The sequence below is a fragment of the Falsiroseomonas tokyonensis genome (genome assembly GCF_019024325.1).
Classification (GTDB): domain Bacteria; phylum Pseudomonadota; class Alphaproteobacteria; order Acetobacterales; family Acetobacteraceae; genus Falsiroseomonas; species Falsiroseomonas tokyonensis.
On sequence record NZ_JAFNJS010000009.1, the window covers coordinates 20,511 to 39,431 of the forward strand.

16 protein-coding genes are annotated in these 18,921 nt (G+C 70.3%); 4 read left to right on the top strand and 12 right to left on the bottom strand.

The window, feature by feature from the left end; genetic code table 11:
* Positions 1–131: 131 nt before the first annotated feature.
* From J3S20_RS24060 to J3S20_RS24070, 3 genes are all read left to right on the top strand, one after another.
* Positions 132–1,163 carry an L-idonate 5-dehydrogenase gene (locus J3S20_RS24060; protein WP_216839368.1) on the top strand — a complete coding sequence of 344 codons (1,032 nt, stop codon included), beginning with the start codon at positions 132–134 and terminating at the stop codon, positions 1,161–1,163.
* A 63-nt stretch (positions 1,164–1,226) separates the two neighbouring features.
* The gene (ggt, locus tag J3S20_RS24065) at positions 1,227–2,921 is read left to right on the top strand and encodes a gamma-glutamyltransferase (protein WP_216839370.1); all 1,695 of its coding nucleotides are present in this window, start codon (positions 1,227–1,229) and stop codon (positions 2,919–2,921) included.
* A 19-nt stretch (positions 2,922–2,940) separates the two neighbouring features.
* Positions 2,941–3,906: an NAD(P)-dependent oxidoreductase gene (locus J3S20_RS24070; RefSeq protein WP_216839371.1), complete on the top strand. Its 966-nt coding sequence runs from the start codon at positions 2,941–2,943 to the stop codon at positions 3,904–3,906.
* A gap of 100 nt (positions 3,907–4,006) precedes the next feature.
* On the opposite strand, the gene J3S20_RS24075 is transcribed toward J3S20_RS24070, so the two are convergent.
* From J3S20_RS24075 to J3S20_RS24125, 11 genes are all read right to left on the bottom strand, one after another.
* Complete coding sequence (locus tag J3S20_RS24075) at positions 4,007–4,819, bottom strand: creatininase family protein (RefSeq protein WP_246603223.1); 813 nt, start codon at positions 4,817–4,819, stop codon at positions 4,007–4,009.
* Between the two features lie 13 nt (positions 4,820–4,832).
* Positions 4,833–5,807: an ABC transporter ATP-binding protein gene (locus J3S20_RS24080; RefSeq protein WP_216839373.1), complete on the bottom strand. Its 975-nt coding sequence runs from the start codon at positions 5,805–5,807 to the stop codon at positions 4,833–4,835.
* Positions 5,804–7,624, bottom strand: a complete 1,821-nt coding sequence (locus J3S20_RS24085) for a dipeptide/oligopeptide/nickel ABC transporter permease/ATP-binding protein (protein WP_216839375.1) — start codon at positions 7,622–7,624, stop codon at positions 5,804–5,806. The genes J3S20_RS24080 and J3S20_RS24085 overlap by 4 nt, the downstream gene beginning before the upstream one ends.
* Entirely contained in the window at positions 7,621–8,571 is a 951-nt protein-coding gene (locus tag J3S20_RS24090; protein ID WP_216839377.1) for an ABC transporter permease, read from the bottom strand. Before J3S20_RS24090 ends, J3S20_RS24085 begins: the two co-directional genes overlap by 4 nt.
* Positions 8,571–10,103: an ABC transporter substrate-binding protein gene (locus J3S20_RS24095; RefSeq protein ID WP_216839379.1), complete on the bottom strand. Its 1,533-nt coding sequence runs from the start codon at positions 10,101–10,103 to the stop codon at positions 8,571–8,573. The genes J3S20_RS24090 and J3S20_RS24095 overlap by 1 nt, the downstream gene beginning before the upstream one ends.
* Before the next feature lie 85 nt (positions 10,104–10,188).
* Positions 10,189–11,250, bottom strand: a complete 1,062-nt coding sequence (locus J3S20_RS24100) for an ABC transporter ATP-binding protein (protein WP_216839381.1) — start codon at positions 11,248–11,250, stop codon at positions 10,189–10,191.
* The gene (locus J3S20_RS24105) at positions 11,247–12,047 is read right to left on the bottom strand and encodes an ABC transporter permease (protein WP_216839387.1); all 801 of its coding nucleotides are present in this window, start codon (positions 12,045–12,047) and stop codon (positions 11,247–11,249) included. The genes J3S20_RS24100 and J3S20_RS24105 overlap by 4 nt, the downstream gene beginning before the upstream one ends.
* Positions 12,047–13,228, bottom strand: a complete 1,182-nt coding sequence (locus tag J3S20_RS24110; RefSeq protein WP_216839389.1) for an ABC transporter permease — start codon at positions 13,226–13,228, stop codon at positions 12,047–12,049. The genes J3S20_RS24105 and J3S20_RS24110 overlap by 1 nt, the downstream gene beginning before the upstream one ends.
* Entirely contained in the window at positions 13,225–14,238 is a 1,014-nt protein-coding gene (locus J3S20_RS24115; RefSeq protein ID WP_216839391.1) for an extracellular solute-binding protein, read from the bottom strand. Before J3S20_RS24115 ends, J3S20_RS24110 begins: the two co-directional genes overlap by 4 nt.
* A 17-nt stretch (positions 14,239–14,255) precedes the next feature.
* Positions 14,256–15,206 (bottom strand): aminotransferase class IV, encoded by a 951-nt coding sequence (locus J3S20_RS24120; RefSeq protein ID WP_216839394.1) that lies wholly within the window; start codon positions 15,204–15,206, stop codon positions 14,256–14,258.
* 46 nt (positions 15,207–15,252) lie between these two features.
* Positions 15,253–15,957, bottom strand: a complete 705-nt coding sequence (locus J3S20_RS24125; RefSeq protein WP_216839395.1) for a hypothetical protein — start codon at positions 15,955–15,957, stop codon at positions 15,253–15,255.
* A gap of 104 nt (positions 15,958–16,061) precedes the next feature.
* On the opposite strand from J3S20_RS24125, the gene J3S20_RS24130 reads away from it, so the two are divergent.
* On the top strand, positions 16,062–17,036 hold the full coding sequence (locus J3S20_RS24130; protein WP_216839398.1) for a Bug family tripartite tricarboxylate transporter substrate binding protein: 975 nt from the start codon (positions 16,062–16,064) through the stop codon (positions 17,034–17,036).
* A gap of 49 nt (positions 17,037–17,085) precedes the next feature.
* Here J3S20_RS24130 and J3S20_RS24135 read toward each other — a convergent pair whose 3' ends face one another.
* On the bottom strand, positions 17,086–18,882 hold the full coding sequence (locus tag J3S20_RS24135; RefSeq protein WP_216839400.1) for a DEAD/DEAH box helicase: 1,797 nt from the start codon (positions 18,880–18,882) through the stop codon (positions 17,086–17,088).
* Positions 18,883–18,921: the final 39 nt, after the last annotated feature.

The window sequence follows — 18,921 nt, forward strand, 5'->3', positions numbered from 1 at the left end:
ATCTGGGTCTTGGGGGGCTGTGGCGGCGTTTGGCGGGAAGGGTGCCGCCCGCCCCCGGCGGCGTCAACGCGCGGCGCTTGATCGCGCAGCGGGAAGGCGCCAAGCATCCGGCAACAGGGAAGGATCGGATCATGCGGGCCATCGTCATTCATGCCGCGCGCGACCTGCGCGTGGAGGACCAGGACTCCGGCCCGCCCGGCGCCGGGCAGGTCGCGGTGCGCATTCGCCAGGGCGGCATCTGCGGCTCGGACCTGCACTACTACCTGCATGGCGGTTTTGGCGTGGTGCGGGTGCGCCAGCCCATGGTGCTGGGCCATGAGATCGCCGGCGAGATTTCCGCCCTCGGCGCCGGCGTCGCGGGCCTCGCGGTGGGCGACAAGGTGGCGGTGAATCCCTCCCGCCCCTGCGGCGCCTGCCGCTACTGCCTTGCGGGCCAGGCGCAGCATTGCCTGGACATGCGCTTCTACGGCAGCGCGATGCGGATGCCGCATGTCGACGGCGGCTTTCGCCAAAACCTGGTCTGCGACGCGGCGCAGGCCGTGAAGCTGCCCGCCACTATGGATTTGCGCCGCGCTGCCTTCGCGGAGCCGCTGGCAGTGTGTCTGCACGCCGCGCGCCAGGCCGGCCCCCTGATGGGCGCGCGCGTGCTGATCACCGGCGCCGGCCCCATCGGCATGCTGTGTCTGTTGGTGGCGCGCCATGCCGGCGCGCGGCAGGTGGTGATGACGGACCTGACGCCGAAGCCGCTCGCCCTGGCCCGCGAATTGGGCGCCGATGCCACGCATGATTTGCGGGCGGAGCCGGAGGCACTGGCGCCCTATGGCGCGGACAAGGGCAGCTTCGACGTCGTCTTCGAATGTGCCGGCAGCGGGCTGGCGCTGGCGGGCGCAATCGCCGCGGCGCGGCCCGGCGCCACCATCGTGCAGGTCGGCATCGGCGGCGATGCCTCCGTGCCGCTGAACACGCTGGTGGCGAAGGAGATCACGCTGCGCGGCACCTTCCGGTTCCACGAGGAATTCGCGCTGGCCGTGGATGCGCTGGCGCGCGGCGCAATCGACCCGATGAAGCTGCTGACGGAGGTGGTGCCGATGGAGGATGCGGTGGCCGCCTTCGATCTCGCCGCGGACCGTGCGCGGGCGATGAAGGTGCAGCTGGCGCTGTAGCCCCCCTTCCCGCCCAGGATATCGCGGCCCAAACTGCGCGCCGTGCAGCAGATGGGCTTGGTGATGGCAGCGGTTTCGGTTGGGCAGAACGGCTTTCCCCTGGTGCTGGAGAAGACGCCCGCCACCGGGTCCCGCGGCGTGGTCACCAGCAACCACCCCATGGCCTCCGCCGCCGGCGCGCAGGTGCTGCTGGAAGGCGGCAATGCGGTGGATGCCGCCCTCGCCACGCTCTTCGCGCTGACGGTGGTGGAGCCGATGATGGTCGGCCTGCTCGGCGGCGGTGTCGGCCATATCCGCATGGCGGATGGGCGGCATGCGGTGATGGACGGCCTCTCCACCGCCCCCGCCGCCGCGACACCCACGATGTACACGCCCCGCACCGATGTGCCGCCGGAGGAGCGGGAGGTGGAGGGCCGCAGCAATGCGATCGGCCCGCTCTCCGTCGCCGTGCCGGCCGCGCTGCGCGCCTGGGCGCAGACGCTGCAGACCTACGGAACCTGGTCGCTGGCCGATGTGATGGCGCCGGCGATCCACCTCGCCGCCAATGGCTTTCGCGTCACGCCCTATCTCTCCGACTGCATCGGCGATGCGGCGCCGGACCTTGCGCGCGATGCCGACCTGGCCGCGCGCTTCCTGCCGGGCGGCGTGAAGCGCGCCGCGGGCGAGCGCCTCGTCCAGGGCGCCTATGCCGAGACGCTGCGCGCCATCGCCAAGGAAGGCCCGGACCTGCTGCATGCGGGCGCACTGGGCGGCCTGGTGGCGGATGCGCTGGCGGCCGGCGGCGGCATCATCACCCGAGCTGACCTGCGCGCCAGCCGTCCCATCGCGCGCGCGCCGATCGGCGCAAGCTATCGCGGCTACGAGGTTTTCGCGCCGCCGCCACCGGCCTCCGCCGGCGTGCATGTGGCGCAGATGCTGAACGTGATGAGCGGCTTCGACATCGCCGCGATGGGCTTCGGCACGGTCGAATCCTGGCACCTGGTGGCGGAGGTGCTGAAGATGGCCTTCGCCGATCGCGCGGTGGCGACGGCAGATCCGGATTTCGTCACGGTGCCGGTGGAGACGCTGACCTCCGCCGCCTATGCCGATCTGCGTCGCGCGGAGATCGACCCGGCTCGCGCGCAGCAATGGGCGGCGCATCCCTCGCTCGCGGAATCCAACTGCACCACGCATGTGACGGTGGCCGATGCGGCGGGGAATATCGTGGCCACGACGCAGACCATCAACGCGCTGTTCGGCGCGCGCATCGCGATCCCCGGCACCGGGCTGATCGCCAACAACTACATGCACAATTTCGACCCGCGGCCGGGCCTGGCGCTGTCCGTGCAGCCGGGCAAGCGCGTCTATACCTCCATGGCGCCGACGATCGCGCTGCGCGATGGCAAGCCCGCCTTCGCACTTGGCCTGCCGGGCGGCTTGAAGATTTTTCCCTCCGCCTTTCAGGCGGTGCTGAACCTGATCGACCATGGCATGACTCTGCAGCAGGCCGTGGAAGCGCCGCGCATCTGGACGCAGGGCCTGGCGCTGGAGCTGGAGCCGGCGGTGCCTGATGCCGTAGCGGCGGCGCTGGCCGCGCTGGGCCATCCGGTGCGGCGCGTGGCGACCATCGGCGGCGGCATGAACGGTATCGCCTTCAACGCCGATGGGACGATGACGGGCGCCGCCTGCTGGCGCGCCGATGGATCGGTGGTGGCATTGGGCGGCGGGCTGGCGCGCGCCGGCGTGCGCTTCGTGCTGGAGACCGCCAAACCTGTTTGACCCTCCCCAGGACCCAGACATGACGAAGAAGATTGCCCTGCTGCAGCCCATCGCCGGCGAGATGGCCGAGATCATCCAGTCCTGCCTGCCCGCCGGCTTCACCGCCACCGCCGTGAAGGGCCGCAGCGTCGGGGATCTGCGGGCCGAGGTTGCCGATGCCGAATATGCGCTGTGGTGGGACGTGCCCGTGCCGGCCGAGGTGTTGGCCGCCGGGCCGAAGCTGAAGCTGGTGCACAAATGGGGCGTCGGCATCGACAATATCGACCTCGACTATTGCCGCGCCCACGGCATCCAGGTGGCGCGCACCACCGGCAGCAACGCCGCGCCCGTCGCGGAATTCACCATCGGCCTGATGCTGGCCCTCGCCCGCCGCATCGTGCCTGCGCACAACAGCACCACCGCCGGCGGCTGGGCGAAGAACGAGGTGTGGAAGCAGTCCGTGATGCTGAGCGGCAAGACCGTCGGCATCATCGGCCTCGGCGCCATCGGCAAGGGCGTCGCCAAGCGGCTGCAAGGCTTCGATTGCCGCGTGCTGTACTATTCCCGCACCAAGCTGCCCGAGGACCAGGCGCGCGCGCTGGGTGTGGAATACCGCGCGCTGGATGACCTGCTGGGCGAGGTCGATTTCCTCTCCCTCAACTGCCCGCTGACGCCCGAGACCAAGGGCATGATCGACGCCGCGGCGCTGGCGAGGATGAAGCCAACGGCAAGCCTGGTGAATGTGGCGCGCGGCGGCGTGGTGGTGGAGGCGGATCTGGTGGCGGCGCTGAAGGCCGGAAAGCTGCGCGCCGCGGCCGTGGATGTCTTCGACCAGGAACCGCCGCCCGCCGACCATCCGCTGCTGCACATGGACAACGTGCTCGTCACGCCGCATTGCGCAAGCACGGCCTATGAGAACAGCCGCCGCAGCATCGAGCACTGGCTGGGCAATATGGTCCGCGTCTCGAAGGGCGAGCCGATCCCGGAGCAGGACCGCGTGGTGTGAGATCTCCCTCCCCCGTTCACGGGGGAGGGTCGGGGTGGGGGCTGAGCGCGCGCAGACCCCCACCCAACCCTCCCCCGTGTTACGGGGGAGGGCTAATGCATCACTGCTTCGCGTAGTGGTGGCAGAAGCCCGCGCCGATTTCCGTCAGCCGATCCGCGATCAGCTTGCCGCTCTCCGCGCTGCACAGCCGCGGATCGCCCGTGCCGAGACCATTCGGGCTGACCGCATCGTACTCGATCGGCACTGTGACTTCGGCGCCGTTGAAGCTCAGCGAGCCCCAGCCCTGGAAGGGCAGGCCAAGCGCCGTCGGATTGCCGCTGCGCGGCTCCGGAATCAGGTCCGTGCGGATACGCTCCGGGAACAGATGCATCCCGAGGCTGGTCAGCGGATCCGCGCCGTGGCTCGACACCGCCTTCGCCTTCTCCGCCCCCAGCAGCTTGGGCATCTCCGCATAGGCGATTCGCCACAGATACAGCGCCGGGATCACCAGGCCCGTCCTGTGCATCACCGAGCGCGTCGCCTCGTTCACCACATTGACGTTGCCGCCATGGCCGTTGATGACGATGAGCTTCGTCAGCTTGTGCCGCAGCAACTCTCCAAACATCTCATCGAGCACGGCCCGAAACGTGGCGGCCGAGAGCGCGATGCCGCCCGGCATCGGGCCGAAGAAATCGCCCTTGCCGAAGGGCAGCACCGGCGCGACCACGGTGCGCGTGCCTTCCGCCGTCGCGCGCAGCGCGATCAGCTCGGCCATCTTCTCGGCCAGGAAGTAGTCGCCCATCGGCGCATGCGGGCCCTGATCCTCATGGCTGCCCATCGGCAGCAGGATCACTGGGTTCTGCGGATAGAGCGTGCGGGCCTCGTCGCCCGTGATCTCGCCCATGCGGACTTTCGTCGGCGATATCTCAGTCATGCTGGCGGGTTCCTCAGTTGATCTCATCGGCACGGATGCAGGCGACACGATGCGCCGGACTGCCGAATTCGCGAAGGGGGGGCACGGTCTCCGCGCATTCGGGCCGCGCATGCCGGCAGCGCGTGCGGAAGACGCAGCCGGAAGGCGGCGCGGAGGGGCTGGGCGGCTCGCCCGGTAGGATCTCCCGAGTCAGCCGCCGCGCCGGGTCCAGCATCGGCGTCGCCGAAAGCAGCGCGCGGGTATAGGGGTGCGAGGGGCGCGCGAAGACGTCCGCCACCGGCCCCTCCTCCATGACCCGGCCGAGATACATCACGATGACCCGGTCGCAGAGATGCCGCACCACCGGCAGGTCGTGGCTGATGAACAGCATGGCGAGACCGAGGTCGCGCCGCAGCTCCGCCAGCAGCTTCACCACCTGCGCCTGGATCGAGACATCCAGCGCCGAGACCGGCTCATCCGCGACGAGAAAATCCGGATTGGTCGCCAGCGCCCGCGCGATGCCGAGCCGCTGCCGCTGGCCACCGGAAAATTCATGCGGATAGGCGCCGAGCCGCTGCGGATCGAGCCCCACCCGCACGAACATCTCTGTCAGTCGCGCACGCCTCTCGGCGGCGGAGAGGCGCGTGTGGATGGCCAGCCCGTCCTCCACCTGCGCGCCGATGCTGCGACGCGCATCGAGACTTCCAAAAGGATCCTGGAAGACGATGCCCATGCGGGCACGCAGACGGCGCCAGGCGGCGCTGCCGGGTTTTGGCAGGGGATTGCCATCGAAGCGCACCGCGCCGCCCGTGGCGGCCAGCAGGCCCAGCAGCACGCGGCCGAGCGTCGACTTGCCGCTGCCGCTTTCGCCCACCACGCCCAGCGCCTCGCCCCGCGCCACGGTCGCATCCACACCGGCCACAGCGCGCACCGGCTTGCCGAGCGCGAAAATGCCGCGCGGCGCGAAGGTCATCTCGACACGCTCGGCCACCACCAGCGGTTCGCTCATGCGCTCAGCTCCCGCCAGCGCACGCAGCGCACCGCCTGGCCCTGTACCTCCTCCAGCGGCGGCGGCGTCTCGCAGGCCACGGTGGCGAAGGCGCAGCGTGGCGCGAAGCGGCAGCCGGGTGGCCAGCGATCGGGGCGCGGCACCACGCCGGGAATGCCCTCCGGCTCCACATCGCCATCCGGCACGGCGGCGAGCAGCGCGCGCGTATAGGGGTGCAGCGGGCGGCCGAAAACCTGGGCGACAGGACCGCGCTCCACCACCTGCGCGGCGTACATCACCACCACATCCTCCGCGACCTCCGCCACCACGCCGAGGGAGTGGGTGATGAGCACGAGGCCCATCCCCTCCTCGCGCCGCAGTTCCGCGAGCAGGTCGAGGATCGCCGCCTGCACCGTCACATCCAGCGCTGTCGTCGGCTCATCCGCAATCAGCAGTCGCGGCTTGTTGGCGATGGCCATGGCGATCATCACGCGCTGACGCATGCCGCCCGAGAGCTCGTGCGGATAGGCGCGGGCGCGGCGTTCCGGATCCGCGATGCCGACGCGCTTCAGCAGCGTCACCGCCTCCGCGCTCGCCTTTGCGGGCGGCACATCGCGATGCGCGCGGATCGCCTCCGCCACCTGGTCACCGATGCGATGCACGGGGTTCAGGCTGCTCATCGGGTCCTGGAAGACCATCGCCATCGCGCCACCGCGCAATTTTCTCCGGGCCGCCTCCGGCATGCGCAGCAGATCCTCGCCATCCAGCCGCGCCACGCCCGCGGCGACGCGCGCGGCCGGCGGCAGCAGGCCCATGATGGCGGTGGCCGCCATGGATTTGCCGGAACCGCTTTCGCCCACGATCGCCAGCGTGCGACCGGCATCGAGCCGAAAGCCGAGATCCTCCACCGGGCGGATGATGCCGCCGGGCACCGCGATCTCCACCGTCAGCCCCTGCACATCCAGCAGCGGCTGCGGCGCGGCCGGCGCCGGGAACAGGCCGGGCAGCAGACGGTCCACCAGCCGCAGCCTTGGCGCGCCGCCACCGCCGCGCTTGTCCGCGACATCGCGCACGGCGTCACACAGCAGGTTCATCGCCAGGATGGTGATGGTCAGCGCCAGGCAGGGCCAGAGCAGCAGCATCGGCGCCTGCTCCATGGTGGCGCGCGCACCGCGGATCATCAGCCCCCAGCTCGGCGTCGGCGGCACCACGCCGAGGCCGAGGAAGGACAGGCCGCTTTCCAGCACCACGGCGGAAGCAACGGCGAGCGAGACCTGCACCAGCACCGGCCCCGCGATATTGGGCAGCACCGTGCGCAGCAGGATGCGCGGCGTGCGCGCGCCGAGCGCACGCACCGCCTCCACATAATCCTGCCCGCGCGCCGAAAGCACTTCCGCGAAACTCACGCGGATGAAGCCGGGCAGATACAGCACGGACAGCACCAGGATCAGCGTGCCGGTGCCCGGGCCGAGCAAGGTCACGACCAGCAACGCCAGCAGAACCGGCGGGAAGCAGAGCACCACATCCGCGCCGCGGATCGCCAGCACCTCCGCCAGCCCACGGAACCAGCCACCAAGCAGGCCGAGCGCCGTGCCGATCACCGCCGCGATGGCCGCGGACGCAAAGGCGACGGCCAGCGAGGATCGCGCGCCCCAGATCAGCCGGGACATCACGTCGCGCCCGAATTCGTCCCGCCCCATCGGGCTGCCGGGCACATAGGCCACCAGCCGGTTCGCCACATCCTGTCGCACCGGATCCATCAGCGGCAGCAGCGGCGCCAGCGCCGCGATCAGCACGATCAGCCCGACGATCGCCGCCGGAAACCACAGCCGCCTCATGATCGGGTGATCCGTGGATCAAGCGCGGCGTAGATCAGGTCCATCGCCAGGTTGATCAGCAGGAAAAGGCCAGAGACGGTGATGACGATGCCGACCACCATGGGGTAGTCCCGCGCCTCCACCGCGCGCAGCAACGGCGTGGACAGGCCGGGCCAGTTGAAGACGTATTCCACCAGCACGGTGCCGCCCAACAGCGTGCCCATCTGCAGGCCGAGCACAGTGGTGACCGGGATCAGCGCATTGCGCACGACATGCCGACGCAGCACGCGTTGCGGCGTCAATCCTTTGGCCCGCGCCGTGCGGACATGGTCGCGCGACAGCGCATCCAGCACCGATGCGCGGGTCATGCGGAAGATGGTCGCCGCCAATCCCTTGGCCACCGCGATGGCGGGCAGCGAGAGCAGCACCAGGTGCCGCACGGGGTCTTCTGCGAAGGGCGTATAGCCACCCGCCGGCATCCAGCGCAGCCATTGCGCCAGCACCAGGATCAGCAGCGTGCCGAGCACGAAGACCGGCACCGCCTGCAGCACGGCGGCGAGTGCCGAGGCCGCACGGTCGAAGGCGCCACCCTGGCGCACCGCGGCGAAGGTGCCGGCGGGCAGCGCGATGGCCACCGCCAGCATCGTGCCCGCGAGGATCAATTCCAGCGTGCGCGGCAGGCGCAGCGCGATCTCCTCCGCCACCGGGTAGTCATCGACCAGCGAGGTGCCGAGGTCGCCGCGCGTCAGGCCCATCAGGAAGGCGCCGTACTGCTCCAGGATCGGTCGGTTCAGCCCGAGCCGTTCGCGCAGTTCCTGGATCGCATAGGCATCCGGCATGGCGCCGCCGGTGGAGAGCAGCATCTCCGCCGGATCGCCCGGCACCATGTGCAGCGCCAGGAAGACGATGGTCGCCACAACCCACATCAGCAGCAGCGACAGCCCGATGCGCTTGGCCAGCCACCACATCAGCCGAACGCCGCGAACTCCAGCAGCGCGCCGGAGGAGGTGGTGAGCGCGCCGGGCAGATTGGCGAAGCCGGTGATGCGGCGGTCATAGCCATAGCCCTGCTCGCGCCAGGCCAGCGCCACCAGTGGCACTTCCTCCAGCGCCGCGCGCTGCATATCCTTGTAGATCTCGATGCGTTTCGCCGTGTCGAATTCCATGCGGCCCTTGGCCAGCAGCTCCACCGTGCGCGGCGTGGACAGGCGGAAGGACCGGCCATGCGCATCGGACAGCGAGGTATCCAGCACCACCGTCAACCCATCCGGATCGTTGAAATCGGCGGAGACGCCGTGCACGGCGATATCGTATTGCCCGCGGATGCCGGCGGAGACGCGGGTGGACCAGTCCGTCAGCCGCAGCTCCGCCTGGATGCCGACTGCGGCGAGGTATTGCTGGGTGATCTCCGCGCTGTCCTTGTGCATGCCGAATTGCGAGGTTGCGAGCAGTGTGGTGGAGAAGCCGTTCGGGAAGCCCGCCTGCGCCAGCAGCGCCTTGGCGCGCTCCGGGTCATAGGCATGGCCCTTGGCAAGTTCCGCGTCGTACCAGGGCGTGCCCTCGACGATCGGCATGCCCTCGATCGGCTTGCCGCGGCCGGAGAAGGCAACGCGGACGATATCCTCGCGCTTCACCGCATGCGCCACGGCGCGGCGCACCAGCGGGTTGTTGAAGGGCGGCCGCGAGCCGTTGAACAGGATGTCCATGAAGGGGCCCATCTGCGCATCCAGCTTGAGCCGCGGATCATTCTCCACCGCCGCCATGCCGGACCAGGGCACGTATTCGATCATGTCCACATCGCCGGATTGCAGCGCGGCAAGGCGCAGATTCTCATCCGCATAGACCACCATGCGGATGGTGTTGGTGCGCGGCAGGTCGGGCACCCAGTAGTTGTTCGCCTTCTCCAGCTGCAGCCAGGTGCCGCGTTCCTGGCTCGCGACGCGATAGGGTCCGCAGCCCACGGCATTGGCCATGTCGCGGGAGCCGCGCCAGACGATGGCCATATTGTAATTGGCGAACCAGAGCGGCGCCGTCGCATTCGGCGCCTTCATCACCAGGCGCACGGTGTGCGCGTCCGGCGTTTCCACACGCTCGATCTGCTGCATCTGCGTGCGGTAGTAGGCGGTGGAGCGTTCGGCGGCGATCTGCTCGATGCACCACTTCACGTCTTCCGCAGTCACCTTCTCCCCATTGTGGAAGACGGCCTCGGGGCGCAGCTTGAAGACCCAGGCGCCTTCGGCATCGCGCGAATACTCGCGGGCAAGCTCGCCCTGCAGCTCGCCCTTTTCGTCGAAGCGCATCAGGCGGCGATGGATCAGCATCTTCACTGTGCCGGCGGAGGCACCGGTGGAAGGCCAGGGCTGCAGGTTCGGCGGCCAGGCCGAGAGGCCCATGCGGATCACGCCTGGCCGCTGCTGCGCGCGCGACGGTTTCGTCAGCAGCGGCGCGGCGCCGAGGCCCGCGGCCGCGCCGAGCATGGTGCGTCGGGTGAGATGGGGCATGGGCTTTCCCTTCGAGGGGTGCAACGCAGCAGGTTTCACCACGAATGCCACGCGTGATGGCGTGACCTGTCAAGCGCAAATCCGCTCAGGCGGGAAACACCGCGACGGCTGCGACGGGGATGGCGAGATCGACGAGGCTGCCCGGCTGCGGCACCGCCTCCTGCCGCGGCAGTTTCACGACAAAATCCGTGCGCCCTGCATGCGCAAGACGCAGACGCGAATGGTCGCCGAGATAGACCACCTCCTCCACCCGCGCTGTCGTCGCATTGGCCAAGCCCTGCGTGCCCGGGCCGAGCAGCACGCGCTCCGGTCGGATGGACACCAGCACCGCGGTGCCGGGTGCGAATGCATGCGGCATGGCCTCCAGCGTGCTGCCATCCTCCAAACGCAGCAGCGTCGCATCCAGCACGCGCGCGGCCAGGCGGTTGCTCTCGCCGATGAAGCCGGCGACGAAGGGATTGGCGGGGCGCTCATAGACGGCCTCCGCCGTGCCCAGCTGCTGGATGCGTCCCTCGTTGAAGACGGCGATGCGGTCCGACAGTGTCAGCGCCTCCGCCTGGTCATGCGTGACATAGACCATGGTGACGCCGAGCTGGGCGTGGATGCGGCGGATTTCGGCCTGCAGCTCCTCCCGCAACTGCTTGTCCAGCGCACCGAGGGGTTCGTCCAGCAGCACCAGCTTGGGCGCAAAAATCAGCGCGCGCGCCAAGGCCACGCGCTGCTGCTGGCCGCCCGAGAGCTGCTGCGGGCGGCGGTCGCCGAAGCCCGGCAGGCGCACCATCTCCAGCGCGCGCCGCGTGCGGGTGGCGATCTCCTCGCGCTTCAGGCGGCGGATGGACAGCGGAAAGGCCAGGTTCTCCGCCACCGTCATATGCGGGAACAGCGCGTAATTCTGGAACACCACGCCGATGCCGCGGCGATGCGGGGGCACGGTGTCGATACGCACGCCGTCCAGCTCGATGCTGCCGGCGGAGGGGTCCTCGAAGCCTGCCAGCATCATCAGCGTGGTGGTCTTGCCGGAGCCAGAGGGGCCGAGAAGGGTCAGGAACTCACCCCGGCTCACATCGAGGTCGAGATCCGTCACCACCGGCGTGCGGCCGTCATAGCTTTTCGACACGCCGCGGAAGCGGACCAGCGCATCGGTCATGGCAGCGTCTTCCGCGCGCTGCGCAGCCGCAGCGACTCGCTGGCCAGCAGGAAGACCAGCGAGCAGAGGAACAGCAGCGTGGCAGCCGCCAGGATGGTGGGCGTAAGAAATTCGCGGACGGAGGCATACATCTGCCGCGGCAGCGTGAACTGGCCTGGCCCCGCCAGGAACAGCGTGATGACGAATTCGTCCAGCGAGGTGGCGAAGGCAAAGACTGCGCCGGCCGCGATGCCCGGCCAGATGTTCGGCACCACCACGCGCAGGATCGCGGCCGTGGGCGGCGCGCCGAGCGAGGCGGCGGCGCGCAAAAGATTGGCATCGAAGGTCTGCAAGGTGGCGAGCACCGCCATCACCACGAAGGGCACCGCCACCACCGTATGTCCCAGCACCAGCCCCGGCAGCGACCCGGTCAGACCGACCAGCGCATAGGCGAAGTACATGGAAGCCGCGGTGACGATATAGGGCGTGACCATCGGCAGGGTCAGCAGCGTCACCAGCAGCGCCTTGCCGCGAAAGCGCCCAAGCTGCAGCCCGATCGCCGCCGCCGTGCCTAGCAGCGTCGCCAGCAGCGTCGTGGCAATGGCGACCACAAAACTGTTGCGCGTGGCCAGCACCCAGCGGCCGGCGGTGAGGAAATCCTCGTACCAGCGCAGAGAAAAGCCGCGCGGTGGCAGCACCATCAGCTCGGTGGGCGAGAAGGACAGCACCACCACGGCCAGCATCGGCGCGACCAGGAAGGCCAGCACCAGGCCTGTGGCGCCGCGCAACAGCACCCGCGCGAGGGGGTGTTCGCGCATCAGGCGCGCGCGCCCGTCTGCACCGCGCCGCCGGTCAGCAGGCGCGTCAGCGCGATCACCGCGCCGCTCATTGCCAGCAGATAGGCGGAGAGTGCTGCGGCCATGCCCCAGTTCACGTCGCGCGTCATGAAGTTGGCGATGAACCAGGTGACCATCTGGTCGCGGTCGCCGCCGATCAGCGCCGGCGCGGTGTACATGCCGACCGCCAGCAGGAAGACCATCGCACCCCCCGCCGCGACGCCCGGCAGGCTCAGCGGCAGCCAGACGCGCAGGAAGCGCTGCACGCCATTGGCGCCGAGCGAGGCAGCGGCGCGCAGATAGGTGGCGTCCAGCCGCGTCATGACGCTGTGCATCGGCAGGATGGCGAAGGGCAGCAGCACATGCACCAGCGCCACCACCACCGCGATGCGCGTGCCGAGGATCTGCGCCGGCGCATCCAGCAAGCCGAGCCCCAGCAGCGCATCATTCACCGGCCCCTCCCGCTGCAGCAGCACATACCAGGCGGTGGTGCGCACCAGAACGGAGGACCAGAAGGGAATCAGCACCAGCGTCAGCGCGACGGAGGACCAGGGCGCGCGCAGCCGGGCAATCGTATAGGCCACGGGATAGGCCAGCAGCAGGCAGAGGAAAGTCACCAGCAGGCTGACCCAGAGCGTGCGCAGGAACAGCGTCCGGAACAGTTTTTCTTCGACTGCCACCTGCGTCACCGTGCCGTCGGGCGTGCGGGTCAGGTCCAGGGCGCGTAGCAAATAGAGCGAGGTGGTGGGACCGCTGGCGCGTTGCAGCATCAGCCAGGTGTCACGCTGCCCCCAGCGCGCATCCAGCGCCACCAGCGCATCGGCATAGGGCGCGCGCAGGCGGTCGCCGGCGCGGGCGGTACGCAGCAGCAGCGTGCGCAGTCCGGTGCTTTCGAAATTCATCCGCTGCGCCAGGTCGCCGATGCGGCGTTCCTCCAGCGCCGCCGCCAGCTCGCGCGCTACCGCCGCGAAGGCGCCTTCCGGCGGCAGCCCCTGCCCGTCCCAGGACGCCAACAACGCGCTGGTCTCCGGCAGCGCCGCGGCCACCTCCCGGTCCGCCACGGCGCGAAACAGCGTCAGCCCGACAGGGACCACGAAACTCCCAAGAATCAGCAGCAGCAGCGGCGCGATCAGCAGCGCCGCCAGCCAGTTGGTGCGCCTCAACGGTTCAGCCAGGAGGCGAAGCGCTGCTCCAGGTCGGGCCCATTCTCCAGCCAGAACTCGGTATCGATCTCAAGCCCGCCGGCCTGATGGTTCGTCATCATCAGCGGATTGCGCGCGCGCACGTCAGGGTTCTCCGCCACCGCCTGCGTCACCGGGTTGATCGGCCAGAGCTGCGTCAGCGCCAGCAGCGGGCCGGGGCTGGTGATATGCTCGATCAGCCGCATGCCCTGCGCCGCATTGGGCGATCCGCGCACCACCGCCCAGCTGTCATAGGCATAGAGCAGCGTGGACCAGCGCAGATTGTAGCGCTGGCCGGCGCGGATGCCATTGGCGACGCGGCCGACGAAGCCCACGGCATAAGCAACCTCGCCGCTGTTCACCAGCTCGATCGGCTGCTGCCCGCCGGTCCAGAAGGTCAGATGCGGGCGCAGGCGGTCGAGCGCGGCGAAGGCGCGCTGCTGGCCCTGCGGCGTCGCCAGCACCTTGTAGACATCGGCCGCGGCGACGCCATCGCCCATCAGCGCGATCTCCAGCGTCATGCGCGCACCGCGGCGCAGGCTGCGACGGCCGGGGAAGCGGGCGGTGTCGAAGAATTCCACGAAGTTCGCAGGACCGTTCGGATGCCGCGCCTCGTCGTAGAAGACGGAGACGCCCCAGCCGATGGCGCCGGCGCCGCAGGTGGTGGCGCCGCCGGGCATGAACTTGCTGCGGTCCACCACGGACCAGTCGATGCGCTCGAAGATCCCATCCTCGCAGCCGCGCACCAGGTCCGGTGCCTCCACCATCACCACGTCCCAGGTGACGTTGCGCGCGGCGACCATCGCGCGGATCGGGCCGACATTGTAGTCATAGGCCGTATCCACCACCGGCCCGCCGGCGAAGGTGGAAAACAGCGTGCGCCGCATATGGTCCTGCAGCGCGCCGCCACCGGCGACGATGGTGAGGTCCCGCGCCAAAGCGGGCGTCGCCGCCAGCACGATCGCGGCGAGGGATGCGAGCAGGCGCCTCATCGGCAGGTCTCCGGTCGTCAGGGGGGCGGAATGCTGGACAAGGGGGTGATGTGCCAGCCGGCATTCTTCCTGGCGTAATAGGTATTGAGCAAGCGCGTTGTGACCGGCCCCGGCACGCCGGCACCGATCGGCGCGCCATCCAGCCGCGTCACCGGAAACAGGCCGCAGGAGGTGGCGGTCAGGAAGGCTTCCTGCGCCGCCGCCAGCTGCTCCGGCATCAGCCTTCCGTAGCGGGCGGGGATGCCGAGTTCGGCGGCCAGTTCGAACATGCTGCGGCAGGAGATCCCCTCCAGCACGCCGGCTTCCGGCGAGAGCAGCGCGCCGTCGATCACCGCCACCACGTTGAAGCCCGGCGCCTCCGCCACCGCGCCGTCCGTGGCGCAGAGGATGGGCACGTCGAATCCCTCGTCCTTCGCCAGGAAGGCGGCGCGGATGAAGTCGCCCCAATGGGTGTTCTTCCACACCGGGTTCACCGCGCTGGCCGGAATCCGCGCCACGTCGCGCACCAGCATCGCATTCTGCCCGCGCTGCATCTCCGCCGGCTGGCCGCGCAGCACCAGCGGCGTGACGGTGGCGAAGAAGCGGTTCTGCGAGAGCGTCGGGTCGCGCGACCCCGGCACGGCCATGCCGCGCGTGCAGGCGAAATAGACCAGCGCATCCGGCAGCCCGCTGCGTCGGACCAGATCCGCCAGCAGCCGCCGCATCGCCTCCCGCGTCATGCCGGGGTCCAGCCGCAGCCCGGACAGCGAGGCGAAGAACCGGTCGAGGTGATCCTCCAGCCGGAAGAAGCCGCCCTGCCAGACATGCACCACGTCATAGGTCATGTCGGCATACATCAGGCCGAGGTCGCGGACCGGAATCTTCGCCTCGGCCAGCGGCACCACCGCGCCATCGATGAAGCCGAGGGCGCGACTGAAATCCGCGTTCTCCACGGTCAGGTGCGTGGGAACCTGCAAAGCCTCGGCCATCGGGCACTCCTCGGGCGCCGAGCATAGGAAGGCGCCGCGCGCCGCGTCAAACCGGGGGCTGGAAGGCGCCCTGCCCCGCCACCTCGGCCCAGGCGCGGAAGGCGGGCGAGGGCGTGACGCGGCCGGATTGCAGCAGGTCGAGCCAGCAGGCGGTTGCCTTGACGAAGCGGTTCACGCCGCGCGGCCAGATCGCCAGGCTCATCGCCTCCGCCATCGCCGGCTCCGGCACGCCCAGCGCATAGGCCGATTCCAGCGCGACGCGCAGGCCCCAGATCTCCTCGCCGGCCGTGTGCACGCCGATCAGCGCGAGGCGCGCGAGGCCGGGCGAAAGCGGCGAGCCATCGATCAGCGCATCGCAGCCTTGCAGATATTCGCGCGCCGCCGGCAGCGCCGGAAACTGCCCCTGCCAATGCGCGGCGATGCAGGCATAGCGCGGCGCACCCGCCGCCCAGCCCACCAGGCGGAAAACCGCGGCCGCCAGCGCATCGGCGCCGCCCGCCAGGCGGAACTTGTGCAGGTGATGGGTGCCGACCGGCTCCTCGCAGGCGGCGAGGATGGCCAGCCAGACCACCTCCTTCTCCAACGGCGCAAGGTGGCGCTGCTCCAGCGTCAGGGCGCGATACATCGCCTCATAGGCCGCATGCAGTTCCGGCAGCGCGGCGGCCATGGCGCCGTGATGCGGCAGCACGAAGCCGCGCGCGGCGCGGATTTGCTCCAGCGCGCCGCGGATCTCATCGGGGGTTCGGTCCATGCCGGAGTGTCGGAAGCGGCGCCGGGGCGGTCAAGCCGCCAGGGGTGGCGCAACCGCGTGGCTTGGGGTCAGTATTGTCCTGTCAAACAGAACAAGAGGTTCCCATGCGCCGACGCCAAGCCCTGACATTGCTCGCCGCGCCCCTGCTGGCACCCCGCTTGGCCCGCGCCCAGGCCGCCTGGGCGCCGAGCCGGCCGGTCACGCTCGTCGTGCCCTTCCCGCCCGGCGGGCCGACGGACTTGGCCGCGCGCGTCGTGCAGCAGGGGATGTCGACGGCACTCGGCCAGACCGTGGTGGTGGACAACCGGCCGGGTGCGACGGGCGCCATCGGGTCGCGCTACGTCGCGCAGCAGCCGGCGGATGGCCATACGCTGCTGGTGGCCGCCAGCGGCACGCTGACCATCAACCCGGTGGTCATGCGCAACCCGGGCTATGACGTGGAGAAGGACTTCGTGCCGGTCACGCTGGTGATGACGGCGCCGAACATGCTGGTGGTGCATCCCTCCATCCCCGTCCGCACCGTGCCCGAGGTGGTGGCCTGGATGAAATCCATCCGCGGCGGCCCGGCCTATGCCTCCTCCGGCGTCGGATCCTCGGAACAGCTGGGGATGGAGCTGTTCAAGCTGCTGACGGGGACGGAGGCGATTCCCGTGCCCTTCCCCGGCGGCCCGGCGGCGGCCACCGCCGTCATCCAGAATACCGCGCCCTTCGCGGTACTGAACGCGGCCACGGTGGGCGCGCATGTGCAGGCCGGGCGGCTGCGCGGCATCGCCATCTGCGGCCCGAACCGCTTCCCGCAGCTGCCGGATGTGCCAACCATGGCCGAGCAGGGCCTGCCCGACCATGTCTCCGGCTCCTGGACCGCCATCGTGGCGCCCACGGGCACGCCGGAGCCGGCGCTGGCGCGGCTGAACGAGGTGATCGTCGCCGCGCTGAAGACGCCGGAGGTGACGCAGCGCCTGGCCAATGTCGGCTTCGCGGTGGATGCCACGAGCCGCGAGGCGCTGGGCAAGCTGATCGCGGACGACCTGACGCGCTGGCGGCGCGTGGTGCGGGAGGCGCGGATCGAGGTGAACTGAGGGGGGCAGAGGCCCCCACCCCAACCCTCCCCAGAGGGAGTTTATTCGCTTAACCCTGCGGGCGGCGCTTGGGGCCGGCGTAGGGCGCACGTGGCTTGTCGCCGCGGGGCGGGCCGCGATAGGCGCGGGGCGGGCCAGCCGGCCGTTCCGGGTGCATGGAACCAGCCGGCCGTTCCGGGTGCATGGAACCAGCCGGCCGTTCCGGCCGCGGCGGCGCCGGGCGGTCGCGCGGCGGCTCCCGCCGCGGGGCGCGGTTCGGCGCCGGCGCATGCGCCATCTGCTCGATCCGGATGCGGTCGTCGTCATCCCCCGTCTCACGCTGGGCAGACGCGGCAAAGCGCGCGGCGGCCCAGGGGGCGATCTCCACCCGGGTCTCGCGGTCCATCACCTCGATCCGGCCCACTTCCTTCCGCGTCAGGTCGCCCTTGCGGCAGACGAAGGGCAGGATCCAGCGCGGATCGGCCTGGTCGTGCCGGCCGATGGACAGGCGGAACCACACCCCCTCCCCGCCCTGTTCGCGCGGCGGGCGCGGGGCCGGGGGCGGCGGGGCCGAGAGTTCTTCAGGCGCGGGCAGGGAGGATCGCAGCGCCTGGAACAGCGCGGCCGCCACCTGCTCCGGCGTCTTGTCCACCAGCAGGGCGCGGGCGAGGTCCAGGTCATCCTCATCCGCCACCGCATCGACCGCGGTGCGGGCCTGGGCGGCCAGGCGCTCGCGGTCCTTGGCGCGGACATCCTCGGCGCTCGGCGGGCCGGACCACTCGGCCTGGATGCGGGCATAGGACAGCAGCCGCTCCGCCAGGCGCCGGCGGGTATGCGCCACCATCAGCACCGCCACGCCCTTGCGCCCGGCGCGACCGGTGCGGCCGGATCGGTGCTGCAGCGTCTCCTTGTCCCGCGGCAGCTCGGCATGGATGACCAGGCCGAGATCCGGCAGGTCGATGCCGCGCGCCGCGACATCGGTGGCGACGCAGACCCGCGCGCGGCGGTCGCGCAGCGCCTGCAGCGCGCGGTTGCGCTCCGCCTGGGTCAGCTCGCCGGACAGGGCCACGGCCGAGAAGCCGCGCTCCACCAGGCTGCCATGCAGGCGGTTCACCTGTTCGCGCGTGTTGCAGAAGACCATGGCGCCGCCGGCATCGTACCAGCGCAGCGCATTGACCACCGCGGCCTCCACCTCCCGCGGCCCGACCAGCATGGCGCGATAGGCGATGTCGCCATGCCGCTCGCCTTCCACCGTCGCCGCGATGCGCAGCGCATTGCGCTGGTAGGAGGCGGCGAGCGCCACGATCTCCCGCGGCACGGTGGCCGAGAACATCAGGGTGCGCCGATCCTCCGGCGCGCCTTCCAGGATGGCTTCCAGGTCGTCCCGGAAGCCCATGTCCAGCATCTCATCGGCCTCGTCCAGCACGGCGGCGCGCAGCTGGGACAGGTCCATATTGGTGCGGTCGAGATGGTCCCGCAGCCGGCCCGGCGTGCCGACGACAATCTCCGCCCCGATGCCCAGCGCCCGCCGATCCGCCCGCACATCGGTGCCGCCGACGCAGGCGATCACGCGCACATGGGTGCCGGAATAAAGCCAGGCCAGCTCGTCCCGCACCTGCATCGCCAATTCGCGCGTCGGCGCGATGACCAGCGCCAGCGGCAGCCGGCTGCGGCCGCCGGAGAGCACCTGCTCGGCAATGGCCAGGCCGAAGGCGACCGTCTTGCCGGAGCCGGTCTGGGCGGAGACCAGCAGGTCCCGCCCCGCGGTTGCAGGGTCCAGCACGGCGGCCTGGACGGGGGTGGGTTCGGCATAGCCGCGCTCGGCCAGGGCCTGGGCGAGACGCTCGGGGAGATCGGGAAAGGGCATTATGGCGGCTCTCTAGCCCATAGCGGCCCGGGACGCACG